The sequence below is a fragment of the Shewanella algidipiscicola genome (genome assembly GCF_003605125.1).
GTDB lineage: Bacteria > Pseudomonadota > Gammaproteobacteria > Enterobacterales > Shewanellaceae > Shewanella > Shewanella algidipiscicola.
Window position 1 is genome coordinate 164,452 of the sequence record NZ_QPQT01000005.1, and the last position, 21,083, is coordinate 185,534.

The following is a 21,083-nucleotide window of genomic DNA, read 5'->3' on the forward strand; positions in this document are numbered from 1 at the left end:
GACACACAGCAAGCCATTCAAATGAGAAAAGGGTCGACAAAAAAATAGAAATACAGAGGCACCTCATAGCACAATGCAGCGTAGAGTCATCCAATGCTCTAGTGGCTTTTGACGACAGCTTAACTCAACGGACAAAGTAACTCTTTTAGCACAACTTCTTCGGTGTAACCCCGAAACCCTTTAATGAGTTCACCTTGGGCATTTAATAGCAATAGAATTGGAGTTGCGGGGATCCCCCCCATATCTGTTAACAATTTTCGCGGAGCCCGATAAGCTTCGAAAGGAAAGTTCAACCTAAACAAAGCACGTTTCAGCGTCAAATTATTCCCGTTAATGCCTAAAGCAACCGGATGGATGCGGGCTACACAATTTTGCTCTAGATTTCGAAGTGCTCGTGCCTGTTTAATACACCAAGGACACTCGGGCTCAAAAAACATAAGTGCAATCGCGTGCCCTTCTAAGTGCGAGAGGTTAACGACCTTTTGGCTACGTAAGTCTTGGTATAGATAGCCCTGAGTAAGCTGCGCTGCCTGTAGAGGCGCAGCGCAGCAAACAAGCATTAAGATAATTTGACGCAGCATTAGAAAGCGAGCTTCATGCCTGCGTAAATTTCTCTGCCACGTAGAGGACCATAAATATATCCCACATCGAAAGCACCATCGGCATCATAAAACAATGGAGACTCTTCATTACCAGCTTGAGTGTAATCAAATAAATTACTCACCCCACTGTAAAGTGACATATAGTCATTAAACTGATAATTAACGCGTAAATCGAGCGTGACATAGGAAGGCGCATCGCTAGCCTTTTTCGAGTCTGGATCCACCTGGCCATTAGCGTCTAAGCGATTATAACCCTCGTAGCCATACTCAGATAAGTCACGACTCCCAACCCAAACTAAATTAGCAAACAACTCCCAATCCTTAATGTCCCAATCGAGCGTCAATGTCACTCTTTCCTCAATAGGCGCTACCGCATATGATGACTTGAAGACTGAATCATAATTAAAGTGTTCGCCAGTTACGTTTATCGTTAACTCATCGGTTAAACGATAACCTAAAGCGATATCACTGGTAATGACGCTGGCTTTTTCATCCAGTTGGGTCAGTAATGGAATGCCATGCTCATTAGTTGTCAATGCTGCTAGATGCTCGACTTCTGTCCATGCCACAGAAGCTGTAGAGGTAAACTGTCCATTGTCATAACTCAATGCATAGTTAGCCGAATTTGAACGCTCTAACTCATCTATATCTATGTCGAAACCGAGTGAGCCGTCTAATATGCCATGATCTGTCTCAAAAAAGGATAGCGGTGCACGATAACCTCGTCCGGCAGACAATCGCGACGTCCATTGATCATTGTGACGCAGACGCACGTCGACTCGAGGAGATAAAATTGATTCATCGAGTTCGATCCCTGGTTTATTAGGATCGGTAAAGTCGGCGGTAATGGTGTCATAACGTAAGGCCATGGCAATCTCAAGATCTTGTGTGGCTTGCCATGTATCTTGCAGATAGAGGCCTTTAACATCATAATCAAACGAATCAGACACATAATCAGGATTAGTAGAGCCAGTGCGAGAATGGGAACGCATCTTTTCGGTTCGTAAATCCGCACCAAAAGTTAATAACTGATCGTCGTTAAGCAAGTGGTTAAAACGCACATCGAAAAACCACATTTTATCACCGGCTACATAATCGAATCCTTCATAAAACGAATCTTGTTTATGTTCGGCATAACTGGCCGCCAAATGCATATTCCAATCATCATTGAACTCTCTAAGCCAAACGAGTGAAGCCTCATTTCGCTCAGTTTTAATCCATTCTGTCGTTTCCCACGCTTTACCCGTGAAAGGCTTGCGAACATCACCATCTTCAAACAAGTGTTGTGGTTCACTAAATTGATCGTCATACCCAGATAATACATTACCGATACTAGATGCACTGCCATCGGCAAATGCACTCCCCAACATAGGACCACCAAAAATTTCCGATTGGATGTTGGCGAATCGAAGTACAAGGTTATCAAAGTCGGTGATGTCATGAGAGACCCTGCCTGTTAGGCTGCGGTTTTCCTGCTGAGGGGCTTCATTAACCTTGTTATTATCGGCATCGAACTGATCTCTATCGTCATATTGAGCAACTAGAGTCGCGCGGGTAGCACCATCCTCACTCACCCCTTTACCCAGAAACCCCAGCTTTCGGTAACCATTTTCGCCAGCAGATATATCTAACTCAGCGCCATTTTCCGTGGGCTCATAACTAATGATATTGATCGTGCCACCAATGGCTTCCGGAGCGATTAAAGAGGCTCCAGCACCTCGTGCGACTTCAATCGCCCCAATTCCGGTCGTAGGGATAGCATCTACGGCATAATAGCCAGAAATCATGGTATGCACAGGTAAACCATCAACCAAAATAGTGGTCTGCTCACCCTTCATACCATTAAGCATAATTCGCTTCACGCCGCACATCGAGCATTCATTAGATACCTTTACGCCTGGAGAGTTATCGATTGCTTCCGATAAATTCACGGCATTCTTATTTTCAATCATACTCGCACTGATCACTTCTGTTTTCATTATGGTATTGGCTAACGTTCCCGCTTGCTCCAACCTCTGCCTTACCCCAATAACACTCAGATGCTCAATATCGACAGCCTCACCATTGCTTCCTTGCTCAGACGCCACAAGTTGTGAACTAAACAAAATGGCTAAAATTACAGCCAAATTAGTAGGTTTCATTCTTTTTCCCCGCAAAATTTAAGAGAGTACAACAATACGCGAATGAGAATCATTATTATTTGACACAGGTCATGGATTTAACAATTAATTCAATATGTATAATTCTTTTTGCGAGGTAAATGACACGCGTAGTATTAACATTTGTCCAGTAAACATATAGAAACGTAATTGTTATCCAATTGACGCGACACAACTCAATAGGTTCAACATCAAATAGATAAGGTTAGTGAAGAGATAAAAAATGCCCCTAGGCAATAGCATAATCGGATCTGAAATGTAGAGGGGAATACAAAAGGAAAGACTAATGCGGCGATGTAGCGTCTGTTCTAATAAATAAATGCCCGCTGCTTGTGCGGCGGCCAAGTCAGCTAAGGCGTCTTGTATACTTGATGACGGGCAACTATCGCGGCGGCCACTTTAGGGTAACGACGGTAAACACGCTGTACTAACCACTTAAATTTAAAGGCTGTTTTCGATACTATGGCGCTTGGAGCAAAATAACTACCTGACGTTGATAACCATCAGTTCTTGCTTGCGCTAAAGGAATAGGCGCAGCAATACCACCATCTAAATAGGGAGTGTTGTTTAATAGGGTGGGGAAGAGATAAGTTAAAAATAACAAACGCCACCTTCATAGGTGTCATGGCAATGCATTGTTATTAAAGGTTATTTAAATCAGGTAAAGATAAAAAGGGGAATGCTAAAGTGAAATGTTAAAGTGAGTTAAGCGGAACGAGCGCAACAGCGGGAAATAACAGCATCCAATGAGCAAGCGCCCCGCTAGAGAAATCAGACCAAAGGTGGGCATAACGCCTACACTCATTGGCCTGTCACATTATTGGCTTCACTCTTCGGCTTGGATCTGTCCAACTAGCAATACGGGTGCCGCATCAAGCTCTTGAGCATCCATCATCGAGGCGATACGCTCGACGGCAGATAACAACTGACTCTGTTCCCACTCTTCAAGATTTTGATAACGCTTAATAAAGTGTTCTTGCAGCGGTTTAGGTGCCGCGCTAAGAATCGCTTTACCCGATTCGGTTAACGACAAATGCAATTTACGTTTATCGGTTTCACTGCGGGTACGAGTCACCAAGCCACGGGTCTCTAATCGCTCGATGATGGTGGCAACCGTTGCGGGGCTTAATGCCACATCTTGAGCAATTTGCTTGGCTAATGGTACTTCAAGCTGAGCAATCTTTTGCATCACCATCAGTTGTGGGCCCGTTAAACCCGATTGCTTACTGAGTTGCCGAGAATGTATATCGATGGCTCTGATGACTCGGCGCAGTGAAATTAATAGTTGTTCGTACTTTTCCATAATCCCCTCTCATTTGAGCTGCACCATAACAGAAATCACGCTTAGACTCATGTACCACAGATAAAAAAACACAACAACTTAATCAGTTGCCTTGCTTTCGTACACCTGAGTTAATCTCTGCCATTTTATCGCCCACAAGATTAACGTCGGTACAGCTTTTATTGTTGTTTTAGCCGACATTTTTAACGAGTTCAGTACAATAAAAACCATGAGGCTAGGCTAGGCCATGATTTCGATGAATACACCTTTACCATCACGGCTTGATAAAGCTGCTGTAAAATAAGCACAGCCAAATAATCCGCGCAGCACCAACCGGAAACATGCGAGTCACTGACAACAAAATGTGTACTCTCACTGTAAAATCACACCAGAGTCCACTTATTGTAAATGACGTTAAGCTTGCATGAGCTGCTCAAGCATCCGATAAATGCCGCTATAAAAGCAGTTAAAGTGTGTCTATCTCTAGCCAAGAGATACCAAAATCGGCCACTTCTGGTAAACTTGCCGCTCTTAACACCTACCAGCGCTGGGCAAATATTCATGGGCGATACCACACCTACTGCATTAATCTCTTCTCAAGCTAAACAGGCAACCGATACCTCCCCGACTTTAGCGTTGCATCATGGTATCAATGCCGATACATCGGCACAAAAGCGCGCGCTAAGCTACAGCATCACAATCCACCAGCTCTTTGAACAAGTGATGCAGAGCAAGCAACCTGCCGATCGTATTGTGGCTGAATATTTTCGTATTAATAAGAAGCATGGCTCTAAAGATAGACGCGTGATCCGCGAGAGCCTATTTGGACTCTTTCGTTGGCATGGTTGGTTAAATCAACTAACAACCCTTTGCACAGCGCCTAAAGCTTGGTTTGCCTCTTTAGCATTAACCGCCAAAATTGAAGGCCACCCTTGGCAGGAATTTAGCGATGCTTGGCAAACCTTTGCAGCAAACCCAGCACTCGCGCCCCTTAACGATGCTGGCGATCTCACCCGCCTAGCGGCCAAGCAACAACTGCTGCAAGCGTGCTTTCCACAGCATGAGTTTGCCCTCACTCAATTAGTCCCTACTTGGTATTGGCAGCACTACCCAACAAGCAGTGAGGATGAGCAATATGCCTTGATTGAAGCGCTCTGCTCTCGCCCTCCCATTTGGGGCCGCCTGCAAGGTATTAATAGTGCAGATGCGCTCGCCTCACTTAATGCTAGCGGTATTGAAGCCAAAATGAGTGACTACTTCGATGATGCCATCAACCTTGGCCATAAGAGCATCAACCTAAATAGCCTTAAGCTCTATAATGAGGGTCAACTGGAGATCCAAGACTTAGGCTCGCAGGTGATTGGTCATGTCTGCGCGCCACGCCCCGATGATAACTGGTGGGACGCCTGCAGTGGCGCCGGCGGTAAAACGCTGCAACTGCGCTCTTTAATGTTGCAGCAAGACCGCCACAGCAAAGGCAGTATCATAGCTTCAGATATTCGCCGTAAGCCATTAGAAGAACTGGCTAAACGCGTAAAACGGGCCCATTTTAACCAGATCAGTGTATCGCCATGGAAAACCGATGCCTTGCCTGTCGCGAGCGCTCAGTTCGATGGTGTTCTGGTGGACGCTCCCTGCAGTTGTACTGGGACTTGGCGACGCAACCCTGATATGCGCTGGCTCGATGATGCAAGCGCCATTAGCGACAAACCCGCTTTACAGTTAGATATTTTACAGCGCTCAGCCAAGGCGGTGCGCACTGGCGGAGTACTAGTGTATGCCACCTGCTCCATTAGCCCCACCGAAAATGAAGCTGTGGTTGAGGCGTTCCTTGCCAGCAACCCTAACTTTACATTACAACAGCTGTGCCATCCATTTACCGGTGAGCAGCAATCGATGTTAACCGTATTGCCCTATCAAGCCGATAGCGACGGCATGTTTGTCGCGAAAATGATAAAGCGTTAACGCCGCCATACAGGGCCTGTCACACTAAAGCCGTTTACTGGCCCTGTAGCAAATCTGTTTTTTATCAAACTCATCCTTTACCCATCGCTTGAATCGACTCTTGCTAAATCCCCCGCTTATCACACTGTGGTAGGTATTCACTGCTCATTTAACGCTAAATGACATTAACCTTATTACTTAAATCGCCACATAAATTGCGCGCAATTTATTTTACTGATAGGCTACCCTATCATCAAAAAAGGAGAATACGATGTCTATTTATGATTTCTCGCTGACCAATATCGATGGCAGCACGCGCTCAATGCAAGAGTTTAAGGGAAAGGTGCTGCTGATTGTAAATACCGCCAGCAAATGTGGTTTCACACCACAATACAAGGCATTACAGGCGCTATATGAAGATTTTGGCCCAGAAAAATTTGTTGTATTAGGTTTTCCGTGCAACCAATTTGGGCAGCAAGAACCCGCAGCGGAAGCCGAAATCAATCAGTTTTGTGAGCTCAACTTCGGGGTTAATTTCCCGCTGTTTGCCAAAATAGAGGTTAATGGTGCTAACACAGATCCGCTCTATCGCTACTTGAAGCAGCAGGCAAAAGGGTTGCTTGGCAGTGAATCAATCAAATGGAACTTTACCAAATTTTTAGTCGATAGTCAGGGACAGGTAGTAGCGCGTTTTGCCTCCACTACGAAACCCGAATCTATGAGAGAAAAAATAAAATCTTTACTGAACAAATCCAGCTAGATAGCAATAGATCAACCTATGACGCCATAAAAACGCTCATTTTATGTACGTTACAATGAACTTTATGTGTCGCTTGCACTCCAATAATTGAACGCGAAGATTTGCTGATTCATGTTCATCATTCTCCCTGGGACTTCTAGCGCGGTCCCCTTGATCTGAATAGATCAACAGGCAACTGGTTGAGTTGCCTTTTTTTATGCCCACGGTTGGCGGTATTAACCCTCCTCTTTTATCGGGCTGAAAAATTAAATGATTTATTTTGACAAACTCAATGAACTTTTCATTCGATGGCGACTCTGAGTACTTGAACGGATTATTGAATTAGGTGCACAGCACGTAATTTTTTTCATTGTTCATCATCATCTCCCTTTGGTGGCCGGATGGGCCCCAGGAGCATTAATTCAACGCTAGCGCATTTGAATTTATCACACTCCGACACTTTGTTTATGGCAACCTATTAGGTTGCCATTTTTTTTACCTATTATTGATAACCGCCCGAGTTATTTCATGTGTTCTGGCAGATCATGAGCGCAATAACGTCTTTTCAGCGACACCATGAATATGTCAATGACGCCCCATAAATCTTTAACATTGCGCCACCGTTATCTACAGTTCAAATTGGCCTTGAATGAATGTACAAAATTATTTTTTACTCAAGCAGGGAACTAACTTGCAACGGGGCACTCTGATAAGGAGTAACAGATTTTTCATCATGATTTGTTCATCATCTCCCTTTGGTGGCCGGATGGCCCCAGGAGCATTAACTCAACGCTAGCGCATTTGGGTTAATCACACTCCGACACTTTGTTTATGGCAACCTATTAGGTTGCCATTTTTTTTACCTGTTTGATTAAGGCCCATGGTGCACTGGCGAAGAGTCAATTTATGGCGCGCTAAGGCACACATTAAGCTTGAGATTAAGCAGCAATATTATTTTTTACTCAAACTGGGAACTAACTTGCAACGGGACACTCTGATAAGGAGTAACAGATTTTTCATCATGATTTGTTCATCATCTCCCTTTGGCGGCCGGATGGGCCCCAGGAGCATTAACCCAACGCTAGCGCATTTGGGTTAATCACACTCCAACACTTTGTTTATGGCAACCTTATTAGGTTGCCATTTTTTTCACCGATTGATTGGCAAGTAGCTACACACCCAACTGCTTATCAAGTTGCGCGACTAATGACGGATGATACCTTGCTCGTGCCTGTTGATAAATCGCCATTAACGGCTGTCGGTACCCAGCCAGCAGGAGCTCGGCATATAATGGCCGCACAAACTTAGCTCGGCCAATATTTAATAAGAATGTCTCTACCAAGGGCAGCACGACATCATAATGATTGCGGATCGCCACCCGATACCAATCACAAGCAATTTCGGCGTTAGTCGAATGACTAAAACGAAAAGCGCTATCTAACTGTTGCAACTGTTGATGGCTTAATTGTTCAGGCAAGCTATTAATAAAATATTGCCAATGATGAACGCGCCAATCTGTGGTTTGCGCAGGGGAAATATCACCGTTGGCATACCAGCTCATCAAAAGCGCATCGACTTTATTTAAACTATTTGAATAAGGCGGTACAAACCATGGTGGCATGCCTGTGCCGTAGATCCATTCCAGCAACTCGGCCTCACTCAGTACATCACTATATTGTGGTAATAATGTCTGCTGCGCATAATCAATAAACTGCTCAGTGGTGATCGCCTCAAAGGCAAAATGGCTCACATAGGCGTTTAAGAATGCATCGAACGCTTCTCTCCCTAAGCGTTTTTCTAAGTCATGCACAAACATCGATGCTTTATCGTAGGTAAAACGGTTAAAAGCCTCATTAGGATCGCCTGCTTGCACATTAGCTGGCAAGGTCTGCGCCGCAATGGGCATAGAGGCTAACTCCTGCGCTAGCCGGCCATATTCCAAGACTAATTCAAGCTGCGCTTGCTCTTTGCCATAAACCGCTTCAACAATACGGTGGGTAAAATAGGTGGTAAATCCTTCATTAAGCCAAAGATCGCGCCAAGTCGCATTACTGACTAAGTTACCAGTCCAAGAGTGTGCCAGCTCATGGGCAACGGTGGAAACTAGGCTCTTATCACCGGCAATTAAGGTTGGCGTCATAAAGGCCAGTCGCGGATTTTCCATACCACCAAAGGGAAAACTGGGAGGCAACACTATCATGTCGTAGCGCCCCCATGGATAAGGACCCAGCAGCGACTCTGCGGTGTTGATCATCTGCTCGGTATCTTCAAATTCACTCACCGCCGAATCAAGCACCTCTGGCTCGGCATAAACCCCACTACGCGGCCCTAGGCTGCCAAATTGTAAATCGCCAACGGCAATCGCCAGCAGATGAGTCGGAATTGCCTTTTCCATTTCAAATAAAAACTGGCCATTGAGTGGCGCGTTGGCATCGTTCATGGCGCTCATCACAGCACGCATACCTTGAGGCACATCGACTTTAGCATCGAAGGTGATTCTGGCTTTCGGGGTGTCTTGCAAGGGGATCCAACTGCGGGCATTAATGGGTTGAGACTGACTAAATAGAAACGGTAATTGTTTGCCGCTGGTTTGTTCGGGACTTAGCCACTGCAACCCTTGTGCATTGGCGCTAGTGTAGTAATCGATAGTGATGTTGGGTGAATTTGCAAGCAGCTGAATATGCAGGCGTTGCCCGCGAATAAGATCGTGCATATCAAAATGAAAATCGAGCCGATTGTTTTTGTCATCTCGCACCGACTGGATCACGAGATCGCGGCTATCCAGATACAAGTGGCAGCACTGCTTATCAAGATAGTTCAGCATTAGCTTAGCTGTACCTGTTAGTCGTTGCTGCCCAAAATCGACCGCAACCGCCAAGCTAAGATGCGATACACGGATCTGTTCGACATTCGCAAACGAGTGATGATCTTGGTTATTGTCCCATTGCTTAGCCACATTTTATCCTTATTATTATTGCCCTAACGTCAATAGCGCTAAGTGTAATCATCGGCTAACCGCTTGTCATTGAGATTAAATATTCTCTTCCCCTACAGCATGAGTCCTTAATATCACTGATTCCACATAATGGCTCTCAACTACACTCAGCTCTAAACATTAATTGCGGCAAAATAATCAAAAAATCGGAACTAAAATGGTAAAGCGGACTCTGACCATATGAGTACGATTGATATTAACTGATGCAGAGTCCCTTACGGGTCATTGATTGGTTACAAAGGTTTTCATGGTTCATCATCTCCCTTTTCGATAGTCTCTAGCGCGACTATCAGCCAAATTCCAACTGGCATTTGTGGCGACCTACTTTAGGTCGTTTTTTTTTGCGCCACCGTTATCGTATTGCTAGCCATCGGGATCACATGGGTAAAGCACCGCGCTTATCAAGTGAGTTCATACTGATGGCCCATCACTGATAGCACAGAAAACAAAAAGGCCTCAAATTGAGGCCTTTGCTGTTGGGGGTCTCCCCCTAAACCACGTCCGTTATAGGCGGATGCCGGCTTTTTCTAAATCTTTGGCAGTCACACTCAGTGGTAGTGGAACATAACCGTCTTTCTCTACTGTTTTCTGCCCTTGCTTAGACAAAATAAAGCGGAGGAATTCACGCTCTAATGGTGCTAAGTCTTTATTAGGGTGCTTGTTGACATACACATACAAGTAACGTGATAGAGGATAACTACCATCTGCTGCATTGGCTGCGGTTGCTTCAATGTAATCATCGCCTTTTTTGGCGATAGCCACGGCTTTCACACCTGCAGTTTTATAACCAATCCCTGAATAACCAATCGCATTTAATGACTGCGAGACAGATTGCACTACCGACGCTGAACCAGGTTGTTCATTAACGTTGGCTTTAAAATCGCCTTTACATAGTGCTTTTTTCTTAAAGTAACCGTAGGTCCCAGAGACCGAGTTACGACCGTAAAGCTGCACATCTTTGGCAGCCCAATCGCCCCCAAGCCCAACGTCAGACCAACGCTGCACGTCGTTACCGCCACACTTATGGGTAGCCGAGAAGATACCGTCGATCTGCTCGATACTCAGCCCCTTGATAGGGTTATCTTTATGAACAAAAACAGCCAAAGCATCAATAGCAACACGGATCTCTGTTGGCTGATATCCATAGTGCTTTTCAAACGCTTCGATTTCATTGGGCTTCATTTTGCGGCTCATTGGGCCAAACTGTGAAGTCCCTTCAGTCAATGCTGGCGGCGCAGTAGAAGAGCCCGCCGCTTGAATTTGAATATTAACGTTAGGGTACATCTCTTTGTACTCTTCGGCCCACAGGGTCATCATATTCGCTAAGGTATCTGAGCCAACAGATGAAAGGTTACCCGATACACCGCTGCTTTTTTCATAAGTGGGTAGTGACGGATCGATAGCAGCCATAGAGGTGACTGAAAATACACTAGCGGCTGTCAAACTCACCGCACCAACAAGCTGTTTAAGTTTCATTGTATCTTTGCTCCAGTGTTAAGCGACTTGCTTACTCGTTTTATTTAAGTTGCAGTCAGTATCTATCGCAACAATGACAAGTCTATGACGAACATGTGACACTTAGATGACAGACCATCATAAAAGTGACTTATTTGAAGAAAGGTTACAATGACCTACAGCATCAATAACCCAAAAGCGCCTTATCGGCGCTATCTCTGTTAATGATGAACATAAACGGGATTTTATTAACTGATTTATTTGGTAAATAAATGACTTCGAGTAACAGAGCGAAGCCGATGCGCTTAACCAATAAGTTTAATGACCACGCTTGCCTGTATCAATAAGATGATTGGGAATAATAAAGCTGAAACAGCTGCCTTTGCCTAGACGGCTTTCTATCATCAAATCACTCTGGTGATGATTAAGCGCATGTTTAGTAATGGCTAATCCTAGCCCTGTGCCGCCCCGCTGCCGAGAGCGAGCGCTGTCGACGCGATAAAACCGCTCTGTAAGCCGTGTCAGGTGCTGCGGCGCTACCCCCTCACCCGAATCGGTCACACTAAACTGCGCCCCTAAAGGTACTCGCTTCCAACACACATGAACGCTGCCACCTGGGTCGGTATAACGAATGGCATTAGAGAGTAAATTAGAACAGGCACTTCTTATCTGGACTTCATTACCATAAATGTTCAGGGTTGGATCGCAATCAAAGCTTAGTTGATACTGTCCCTGAGCCAAAGCCTGCGCCTCCTCTTTGAGCATATCAATCAGCAGGGCCATATTGACTTTGGCATCGAGATTCACCGCAGAGCCATCTTCAATACGTGATAACACCAGTAACTGCTCGACCATGGAATGCATACGGTTGGTCTGTTGCTGCATTTGCTGCAACGCTTTATGTTGACCAGGATTAAACTCGGCCACCTCCTGCATCATTTCCAAATAACCTTGTAGCACGGTTAAGGGCGTTTTCAATTCGTGCGACACATTAGCGACAAACTCTTTGCGCATCCCTTCGAGTTGACGAATACGAGTAATATCACGGGCTATTAGCAAGCGCTGACCAGCACCATAGCCCATGATACGAATTTCTAACACGCGCGATTCATTTTGGCTATCGACAAACTCAAAGGGCTCATCAAATGTCGCTTGTTTAAGATAACGAGAAAAATCAGGATGACGCAAAAGGTTATCGATGCGCTGGCCTTTATCTTGTGGCCACACTAACCCCAACAATCGCTGGGCTAATTTATTACACCAGGCAATATTATTGTCTGAATCCAGCACAACAGCAGCATCTGGCAGGGCCTCAGCCCCTTGCCTAAAGCGCGCGAGCAGATCGGCTAATTGCGCCACTCGTTTACGGTTTTTACCTTGCAGACGATAGATACCATTAAACACCCCTTCCCAACTTCCGCTGCCATTAGGGGGGGTCAGACGTTTATCACGCCAAAGCCAGAAATTTAGCCTAGATAACTGTTGATAATGCCAAACAAGCAAGCCGATACAGCCAAGCAGCATCACTGGCAATACCTGCCCAAACAACAAGCCAATGGTAAGGCAAGCCAACAAAAATAGCGCTAAGCGACTAAGCAATTGATAGCCAGAGTATGAATTAAACATAGCGAAACCCTAATGCGCAAGTGAGCACAAGATAATCGATACCGAAGCTAACGCCTATCAAATTATATGGCCCACTTATTAGCGCTCAGCAAGCTAGAGCCGAGTCGAGAAACGGTAACCTGCGCCTCTTACGGTTTGAATAAGCCGGTCGTGGTTAGAGGGCTCGACCGCTTTACGTAATCGACGAATATGCACATCGACGGTACGATCTTCGACATACACATTGGTGCCCCATACATTATCGAGTAATTGCTCCCGACTATACACTCGCTCTGGATGAGTCATAAAGAAATGCAATAATCTAAATTCTGTCGGTCCCATGTCTAATACCTGCTCGCCGACAGTCACCCGATGGCTAACAGGATCGAGCACGAGGCCTTGCACATCGATAGGTTCATCTAAGGCGGTAGGCGCACTGCGACGCATAACCGCCTTGATACGTGCCACCAGCTCTTTAGGCGAAAAAGGCTTGGTGATATAGTCATCGGCGCCAACTTCCAGCCCTTTGACCTTATCCTCCTCCTCGCCCCTTGCCGTCAGCATAATCACTGGGATATGGCGCGTAAATTCATCCTGACGTAGCTTTTTCGCTAATTGAATACCGCTCCCACCGGGAAACATCCAATCCAGCAGCACTAAATCGGGATAAGGCTCTGTCAACATATCTAAGGCTGAGTCAAAATCCTCTGCTGTAGTTGTCGTAAATCCATGTTGTTCTAAAACAAAAGCCAACATCTCTCGGATGGCCAACTCATCTTCAACTATCAAAATCCTAGCAGTCATATGCGATCTTCTATCAGTGAATTCCCACGTTGCCATTATTAGGCTGCTTTATTACAAAATTATGAATCAGCGACACTATATTGTCATAAAAGCGCTATTTTTGTCATGAAACTTAAAACTGGTATAGGTCAATATAGGGGGATAGGAGAGCTTAACGGCCTTGTATAACAACTATGGCCCTTAAGCTTAAGTACACGAATTAACAAACAAAAAAGCCAGCCGTGAATTACGACTGGCTTAGGGCACACAATAAAAAATACTTAAGCGGCAGGTGTTTCCTTGACGTAAATATCCATTTGTGGATAAGGAATACCAATATTAGCTTCATCCAGTGCGACTTTAATTTGTTCAAGGATCTCAAAGCGTGCAGGCCAATAATCACTGCCTTTAACCCAAGGACGCACCACAAAATTCACCGAAGAATTAGCCAATTCAACCAGCGCTACAGTGTAAGCAGGATCTTTAAGCACATAATCATTGTTATCTAATACACTTTTTAATACGGCTTTAGTCTCTTTAAGATCGGCATCATAAGAGACCCCAATGACTAAATCGATACGGCGCGTGTCCATAGCCGAATAGTTAGTAATGGTACCATTCATAACCGAGGAATTAGGTGCAACTATGACCTTATTATCAGGGGTACGCAGTTTAGTCGAAAATATCGTGATCTCATCAACGGTCCCAGCGATACCCGCCGCTTCAATATAATCACCGACACGACAAGGGCGGAAAATCACCATCAATACGCCAGACGCAAAGTTGGACAGAGAGCCCTGTAATGCCAACCCCACAGCCAAACCAGCGGCACCGATTACAGCCACTAACGAGGCCGTTTGTACCCCAATTTGCCCTAAGGTGGCGATAACAGTAAAGACAAACACCGCTGCCCACGCCAAATTAGACACAAATGAGACAACGGTTGGATCTATCTTGCGTTTGGTTAATAGTTTACCAGTGAGTTTTTTAGCAATCTTGGCGAAGTATTTACCAACGACAAAAATAACCAGTGCCAATAAGACCTGCAAACCGTACGTCATGATTAGTTCTGGTGCTTGTGCAATATAACTATCCAAGTTTTCCATTTAACGCTCCCTCAATAAAATTAACCCGGTATTTACCGTGGCTGGACAATAAATTCGGCTCGTCGATTTTGCGCTCGCCCCGCTGCCGAAGCATTACTGGCAATTGGTTGAATACTGCCTTTACCTGCGACACAAAATCGACTGGGACTAAACCCATAATCTTCTACAAGTACTTTTTTGACACTCAAGGCCCTATCATAGGACAAAACTTGATTAAACTCTGCAGTGCCAACATTATCGGTATGACCAACAATACACAACTGAATAGGATACTCAGTTAACCATGTCGCTATGCTGGCAATACTCCGCCATTGTGAATAATCTACCTCGGCACGGGCAAAACGAAAATGCACGCTAACCGATTCATTAAGTTTACATTGTGCCGGATATGTCTCACCACTCATTGTCGGTAAACACAAGTACACACGTTTTGACTTTTCACAGCCTCGGGCGTCAACTCTGGTATCTGCCGCAGTATGCGGACAAGCATCTTTGAGATCTGGGACGCCGTCGTTATCAGTATCTTGCCAAGAAAACGCATGCACACAATGCAATAATCCGACAGCAAACAAGCCTATGCGGAGCAGTATGTTCATTATTACTTACCTAAAGATGCGTTAGGCTAATTACATTAATTACCAACAAAGGCATAAAAAGCAATTAAAAACTGGCCACAACATCCATCTATTTTATCTGCTTCGGCACGAGCCGCCAACAAAGAGTTACGCCACTAAGGCAAATATTTTACAATTATAGCCAGCAACAGCAGAAAACACTCCTTATTACCCAGTATGTTGCACTGCAATAATGTATAAATTTAGTACTCCCTAGAGCGGTGCCAACTATACAGCTACTAGCGTTCCCCCATGAGGGCCCTCACAAAATCGACACAAAGTTATCGACACAATAGGCGACAGTGATGCAACATCCAACTATATGATATGGAAAATGATGACGTACAGTTAAAGAAAAACATGAGGGAAAAATAACGATAGGAGCACGACATCTGGCTTGCTAGATAATTACCCCCCCATGCCAGACAAGATCTTGCTATTGATACCAAACCAATTTAATCAGGTAGGGATAAAACAGGCTGAGTCACACCCCATAATACAAAATATACAGCCCTATTGAGTAGACTGGTAAATTCCCCCCTACCCCACCTTAATAATTACTCGCGATGAATACCGATACATTAATGGCTTGCTACCGATGCTTGCTGATACCAGGCACACCAGGCTGGTTTAGCTGCAGAGGCTAATTGAGACTGCATTCCTTCGAGCAAGCGGATTAGTAAGGCTCTATCATCGGCTTTGGCTGAATAAAATAAGGGATCGTAAAAGCAGCGGCGTTGCAGTGGCTCTAATTGAGTATCAAAACCTTTATCAACCCCTGATACACAAAGCTCCCGCGCTTTAAGTTGTAATGTCATGGCACTATTATCTTCTAAAAGGTGTGCCACAGGCCCCATTAACAAAATAAGAGCTAATCTGCCCGGTGGGTTATGTTGCCAACTATCAAGCAAACCACTTTTAGCATTAACGAGTAATTGTTGCCAATGACGAGTGGTCTCTTGGCTCAGCTCACCAGCCTCTACACCTGCACCTTTATCATAATGATGAAACCATTGCTGTAGGAAATGTTCCACACTGCCTCCGTTGCCGATAACAAGATAAATCGTCAACCGAGAATAGCATCAGCAGGTGGAGGGAATATCTAGCACTTTGGTCTAAACGAAGCCTATTTTTATGTTCAATCTTTACCTAGGCAGGCTATATTCACAGACACAAACCCCCACAAGCGGCCTAAGCCGCTTGTGGGGTTTAGTATTGAATCTATGATTGAAACAAAGTGTTGATAAGGCGTTAGGCTTTAATAAAAGTAAGTTCGCCTTTAATTACTTTATTTCAGCTTGCGGCGGGTAGTGGGTCATTACCTCTGCAATGGCTTGATTTACCACCTCAATACGCTCTTCTGGAGTGCTCTTATCGCGCACGGTATCGGCAACCGAACCTCGCCAAATAAGCTGGCCTGATGCGCGATCAACTAAGTCAACGACCAAAGTACCAACTTCATACTCTCGCACTGTGGTTTGAGTATGCATATTGCCCCCCCACGCCCAGCCAGGGCCATAATAAGGGTTGTAGCCAAAATTGGTGTTAAAGGTGTCGACGTCAATTTTCTTGTCGACCTTAGTGAAATAGTTCACTAACACATCGGCCTGTTCTGCACTGGTTTTGGTTATGCCTTTAAGCTGTAATTGACTCTCGACAGCATTTCTAACACGTTGATCCATCAAACCATCGAGATGATAAGTCGTATCATCACTTTTTTTATCTATCCAGGCATAACTTTTAATCTGATTAAAGTTCACTTTAGGATCATAATCTGAGCTCGACTTCATCGTGCTACAAGCAGATAACGCCAACGCAACTGCTAAAACGATTATATTTTTCATACTTACTCCAGCAAAAAAACAAGGTCTGATATCAACTTACTCATTGTAATTTTAGCTTACAGACCAAATTTCTGATCTACAACTCTATTTTTTATACGCCATCTGCATAATTACCTTGACTTAAACCAACACCCAAATGATAATGATTATCAATTAGATTTGATTAAGGGGAGTTAACTATGACTTGGTTTATTAGTGCATTTGTTATCGCAAGTGCCATTTTCATCTTTGCGCCTAAGTCGTTAGCCACACCAAGCGCCGACACTTTAACTCAGGCAAAAGCGCAATGGCGATGGTTGCTACTGCCACTCTTGTTATTAGTGCCACTGGCCTTTAGCCTAACCAATGCTAATAACGCCCCTTACATTACCGTGGCAATTGCCTTTACCCTTACAGGCTGCGCCGTGGCCGTGCCTAAACTGCATCCTTACATTATTACTTGCGCGGCATTTACCGCATTAAGCTTGCTATTATTAGTGTTACAGCGATAAACCATTTGCTCACACCTTGCACTACTCGTTAGTTGCTTTGGGATAACATGGGCTTTATATCTCCCTGCAGATTGGTATAAAGCCTTATCCATGACCACTTATGTGGTCTTTTTTTTGTCTGATGTTGCTAATCCCTCCCACTAGATAGCGCAATTTGGTAAACTCGAGTTATCGCCCATAACCGTCCGATTAAAGATGAAAATAGATCCTAATGTAACCTTGGTCTATAGCACAGATATAGGCAAAATCACTGAAAAAAAACAACCAGAGTCCGCACCTCAAGGTGACGGCATTGTCCGTATTCATAAAGACAGCAAGGGCCGCAAAGGCAAAGGCGTTTCAGTGATTAAAGGGCTTGGATTAGATGAAAAAGCGTTAAAAGCATTGGCACAAAAGCTGAAAAAACAGTGCGGTTGTGGTGGTACAGTCAAAGAGTTCAATATTGAAATGCAAACCGACAATCGCGAACAACTCAAAACCTTACTTGAAAAACTCAATTATCAAGTTAAATTAGCCGGTGGATAATCACTCTGGAGTGCTAGATGGAAAGTTTGCAGCATCATCTACTTATTGCAATGCCTTCGCTTCACGATACCTTTTTCGAGCGTTCAGTCATCTACCTATGTGAACATAACGCACAAGGCGCCATGGGCCTGATGATTAACCGCCCTATCGGTATCGATGTTAATGAACTATTGCGGCAGATGAACCTCAATGAAGTCAACAACATTGACAGCATTAACAGTGAAGTTCTGCTTGGCGGGCCTGTTGAGCAAGAAAAAGGCTTTGTGTTACACACACCACAAGATCAGTGGAGCAATAGTCAGCGTATTAATGATGAAATAATGCTCACTACATCACGCGATGTACTGGCTTCATTGGGCAGCCACAATGCACCTGACAACTTTATTGTCGCGCTAGGTTATGCCGGATGGGGCAGACAACAATTAGAGCAAGAGTTAAGTGAGAACTCATGGTTAACCATCCCCGCCTCTGTCGATATTTTATTTAATACGCCACATGAGCAACGCTGGCAAAAGGCCACCCAAACCCTGGGCTTTGATATCGGTCAGCTCTGCAACCAAATAGGCCATGCTTAACTCCAGTAGGACATACATAGATGAATGCAGTAACAGTGCTTGGTTTTGACTTTGGCACTAAGAGTATTGGCGTGGCTATAGGCCAACAAATTACTGGCAGTGCTACCCCACTAACGTCAATCAAAGCTAATGATGGTATACCTAAATGGGAAGAGATTGGCGCCTTAATCGAGGAGTGGAAACCCGATATTATTGTCGTCGGTTTACCGCTAAACATGGATGGCAGCGAGCAAGAGATGACTCAAAGGGCACGTAAATTTGCCAACAGAATTAGCGGCCGGTTTGGTGTCAAAACCGCCACCCAAGATGAGCGCTTAACCACGGCCGATGCCAAGGCGCGGCTATTTGAAATGGGTGGCTTTAAAGCACTATCAAAAGGGCAAGTAGATTCTATGTCCGCAGTGCTGATTATCGAAAGCTATTTAGGGAACCTTTATTAATCTCACCTAAGCCAGTTTCGACTGGCTTGCACATTCCCCCCGCCGGGCAGGCAATTAATAACAGTGAAGCTTTGCCTTTAAAACACGTTAAATAAATAAAAATGCAGCCCGCCGCGACCCAAGCAGATGTCATTACTCTTCATTCCAAGGCCAACAAACTGTGCACCAAAATAAAATAGGCCTTCGTTGGAAGGCCTATAGATATTTACAAGTGATGAATATTGAGTGTGTTAAACCAAGTAAGGCTTAACTAAATTTTCCATCATCGCAATATGCGCATCATCATCGTTTAGCGCAGCAATATAACGATACTGCTTGCCGCCAGCTTCGATAAACACCTGACGATTTTCATGTTCAATCTCTTCTAACGTCTCTAAACAGTCGGCACTAAATGCTGGGCAGATAATGGCGACATCATCAACACCTTCGTTACCCAAACGTTGCAAGGTCTCATCGGTATAAGGCGTTAGCCATTTTGCCTTACCAAATCGAGATTGGAAGGTGGTAATGTAATCACTCTCAGTAAGACCTAGCTTTTCCACCACTAAACGGGTGGTTTTATGACAAAAACAAGAGTAAGGATCGCCTAAATGTAAATTACGCTCAGGCATGCCGTGATAAGAGATAACCAGCTTCTTCGGCTTACCATGTTTGTCAAAATCACGCTGAATAGACTCGGTCAATGCGGCAATATAATCAGGGTTGTCATGATAGGTATTAATAAAATGCACACTGGGTAGATAGCGCCAATTACGCAGCTCTAAGGTCAAGGCATCAAACGCCGATGCCGTGGTTGGCGCCGCATATTGAGGATACAGCGGAAGCACGACTAGCTTGTCTGTACCTTGTTGATGTAAACGGTTTAGGGTGTCTTTAACACTTGGCTCACCGTAACGCATACAGAAATCGACATTAATGTCATCACCGCGCTCACGAAACCGCTCTGCTAACTTTGCCGTCTGTTTTTGGGTTATCTCCATCAATGGCGAGCCTGACTCTCCCCAAATTTGCTTGTATAAGGCGGCCGATTTAGCGGGTCTCACTCGCAAAATAATGCCATGTAAAATGATCATCCAAAGTAGCTTAGGGATCTCGACCACACGCGGATCGGCCAAAAACTCGGCCAAATAACGACGCACTGCTGATGTTGTCGGTGCGCTAGGGGTGCCTAAATTCATCAGCAATACCGTTACTTTCGATCGCTTTTGATGCCCTTGTTCTTTGGTTAAGCCAATATATTTAGCCAATTTAACTCCCTGATTTTCAATTTTTATAATTGCTTTTCAATTGCTTCAATTAACACACTGTCGTTAGGTTTTACACTAGAAGCAAATCGTTGAACTTGTTTACCGCCGGCGCTGATTAAGTATTTATTAAAGTTCCAGCTGGGAGCTTTAGTCACCGCGGCTAAGTGGTCAAATGGACGCTGAGCCGCATCGCCTTTCACCGCGCCTGTGGCCAGCATAGTAAAGGTCACGCCGTAATTGATGTAACACACATCGGCGGTCTTCACCTCCTGTGCTTCTTCTTGATTAAAGTCATTAGAAGGAAACCCTAATACCACTAAGCCACTGTCTTTATAGCGCTGGTGAAGTTGCTCTAATCCTTTAAATTGTGAGGTATAACCACAATGACTGGCAGTATTAACCACCAATACTGGCTTGCCTTGAGTTAACTTACACAAGTCGAGCGCTTGCTCAGAATGCAACTTACGCGCCTCAACTTGGAAAAACTCGGCACATTCAGCCGCACTTGCTTGGCTTGATAAGCTTGCCATGCCTAAAACAACTAAGGGTAATAATATCGATTTCATCGTGATATCTCCAGCACTGTAAAGGCGAATATACGTGTTAATCAGTGTATTAGATCACAGCATCGAAAGATTCTTCAGCGGATAATTGGGTTCAGTTGATAACCTTTAGTT

At 44.6% G+C, this 21,083-nt stretch carries 19 protein-coding genes; 6 read left to right on the forward strand and 13 right to left on the reverse strand.

Annotated elements, in window-relative coordinates; all coding sequences use genetic code 11:
* Positions 1 to 119: 119 nt before the first annotated feature.
* The 3 genes from DVO77_RS07055 to DVO77_RS07065 all read right to left on the reverse strand — a co-directional run bounded on the left by DVO77_RS07055 (position 120) and on the right by DVO77_RS07065 (position 4,064).
* Entirely contained in the window at positions 120 to 581 is a 462-nt protein-coding gene (locus DVO77_RS07055) for a TlpA family protein disulfide reductase (RefSeq protein ID WP_119977838.1), read from the reverse strand.
* Complete coding sequence (locus DVO77_RS07060; protein WP_119977839.1) at positions 581 to 2,743, reverse strand: TonB-dependent receptor plug domain-containing protein; 2,163 nt, start codon at positions 2,741 to 2,743, stop codon at positions 581 to 583. The genes DVO77_RS07055 and DVO77_RS07060 overlap by 1 nt, the downstream gene beginning before the upstream one ends.
* Positions 2,744 to 3,587: 844 nt before the next feature.
* Positions 3,588 to 4,064: a MarR family winged helix-turn-helix transcriptional regulator gene (locus tag DVO77_RS07065; protein WP_110458547.1), complete on the reverse strand. Its 477-nt coding sequence runs from the start codon at positions 4,062 to 4,064 to the stop codon at positions 3,588 to 3,590.
* A gap of 540 nt (positions 4,065 to 4,604) precedes the next feature.
* Here DVO77_RS07065 and DVO77_RS07070 point away from each other — a divergent pair.
* Positions 4,605 to 6,008, forward strand: coding sequence for an RsmB/NOP family class I SAM-dependent RNA methyltransferase (locus tag DVO77_RS07070; protein WP_119977840.1), 1,404 nt, complete (start codon positions 4,605 to 4,607; stop codon positions 6,006 to 6,008).
* A 250-nt stretch (positions 6,009 to 6,258) separates the two neighbouring features.
* Entirely contained in the window at positions 6,259 to 6,747 is a 489-nt protein-coding gene (locus tag DVO77_RS07075; RefSeq protein ID WP_119977841.1) for a glutathione peroxidase, read from the forward strand.
* Positions 6,748 to 7,897: 1,150 nt separating this feature from the next.
* Here the strand turns inward: DVO77_RS07075 and DVO77_RS07080 are convergent.
* From DVO77_RS07080 to DVO77_RS07115, 8 genes are all read right to left on the reverse strand, one after another.
* A complete protein-coding gene (locus DVO77_RS07080; RefSeq protein WP_119977842.1) occupies positions 7,898 to 9,682 on the reverse strand; it encodes a M1 family metallopeptidase in 1,785 nt (594 codons plus the stop codon).
* 543 nt (positions 9,683 to 10,225) lie between these two features.
* Positions 10,226 to 11,197 (reverse strand): PstS family phosphate ABC transporter substrate-binding protein, encoded by a 972-nt coding sequence (locus tag DVO77_RS07085; RefSeq protein ID WP_110458544.1) that lies wholly within the window; start codon positions 11,195 to 11,197, stop codon positions 10,226 to 10,228.
* A 297-nt stretch (positions 11,198 to 11,494) separates the two neighbouring features.
* Positions 11,495 to 12,802: a phosphate regulon sensor histidine kinase PhoR gene (gene phoR, locus DVO77_RS07090; protein WP_110458543.1), complete on the reverse strand. Its 1,308-nt coding sequence runs from the start codon at positions 12,800 to 12,802 to the stop codon at positions 11,495 to 11,497.
* 93 nt (positions 12,803 to 12,895) lie between these two features.
* Entirely contained in the window at positions 12,896 to 13,585 is a 690-nt protein-coding gene (phoB, locus tag DVO77_RS07095; RefSeq protein WP_110458542.1) for a phosphate regulon transcriptional regulator PhoB, read from the reverse strand.
* A 260-nt stretch (positions 13,586 to 13,845) separates the two neighbouring features.
* Positions 13,846 to 14,670, reverse strand: a complete 825-nt coding sequence (locus tag DVO77_RS07100) for a mechanosensitive ion channel family protein (protein WP_110458541.1) — start codon at positions 14,668 to 14,670, stop codon at positions 13,846 to 13,848.
* A gap of 32 nt (positions 14,671 to 14,702) precedes the next feature.
* Entirely contained in the window at positions 14,703 to 15,266 is a 564-nt protein-coding gene (locus DVO77_RS07105) for an OmpA family protein (RefSeq protein ID WP_119977843.1), read from the reverse strand.
* Positions 15,267 to 15,865: 599 nt separating this feature from the next.
* Positions 15,866 to 16,318: a DUF924 family protein gene (locus tag DVO77_RS07110; protein WP_110458539.1), complete on the reverse strand. Its 453-nt coding sequence runs from the start codon at positions 16,316 to 16,318 to the stop codon at positions 15,866 to 15,868.
* Between the two features lie 249 nt (positions 16,319 to 16,567).
* A complete protein-coding gene (locus DVO77_RS07115) occupies positions 16,568 to 17,128 on the reverse strand; it encodes a DUF4136 domain-containing protein (RefSeq protein WP_119977844.1) in 561 nt (186 codons plus the stop codon).
* A 179-nt stretch (positions 17,129 to 17,307) separates the two neighbouring features.
* Between DVO77_RS07115 and DVO77_RS07120 the strand changes: the two genes are divergently transcribed.
* From DVO77_RS07120 to ruvX, 4 genes are all read left to right on the forward strand, one after another.
* Positions 17,308 to 17,619 carry a hypothetical protein gene (locus DVO77_RS07120; protein ID WP_110458537.1) on the forward strand — a complete coding sequence of 104 codons (312 nt, stop codon included), beginning with the start codon at positions 17,308 to 17,310 and terminating at the stop codon, positions 17,617 to 17,619.
* 195 nt (positions 17,620 to 17,814) lie between these two features.
* Positions 17,815 to 18,144: a stress response translation initiation inhibitor YciH gene (yciH, locus tag DVO77_RS07125; protein WP_119977845.1), complete on the forward strand. Its 330-nt coding sequence runs from the start codon at positions 17,815 to 17,817 to the stop codon at positions 18,142 to 18,144.
* A gap of 17 nt (positions 18,145 to 18,161) precedes the next feature.
* Complete coding sequence (locus tag DVO77_RS07130; RefSeq protein WP_110458535.1) at positions 18,162 to 18,719, forward strand: YqgE/AlgH family protein; 558 nt, start codon at positions 18,162 to 18,164, stop codon at positions 18,717 to 18,719.
* Between the two features lie 20 nt (positions 18,720 to 18,739).
* Positions 18,740 to 19,159 (forward strand): Holliday junction resolvase RuvX, encoded by a 420-nt coding sequence (gene ruvX / locus DVO77_RS07135; protein ID WP_119977846.1) that lies wholly within the window; start codon positions 18,740 to 18,742, stop codon positions 19,157 to 19,159.
* 230 nt (positions 19,160 to 19,389) lie between these two features.
* Here ruvX and hemH read toward each other — a convergent pair whose 3' ends face one another.
* Positions 19,390 to 20,406 carry a ferrochelatase gene (gene hemH / locus DVO77_RS07140; RefSeq protein ID WP_119977847.1) on the reverse strand — a complete coding sequence of 339 codons (1,017 nt, stop codon included), beginning with the start codon at positions 20,404 to 20,406 and terminating at the stop codon, positions 19,390 to 19,392.
* 23 nt (positions 20,407 to 20,429) lie between these two features.
* On the reverse strand, positions 20,430 to 20,972 hold the full coding sequence (locus tag DVO77_RS07145) for a glutathione peroxidase (RefSeq protein ID WP_119977848.1): 543 nt from the start codon (positions 20,970 to 20,972) through the stop codon (positions 20,430 to 20,432).
* Positions 20,973 to 21,083: the final 111 nt, after the last annotated feature.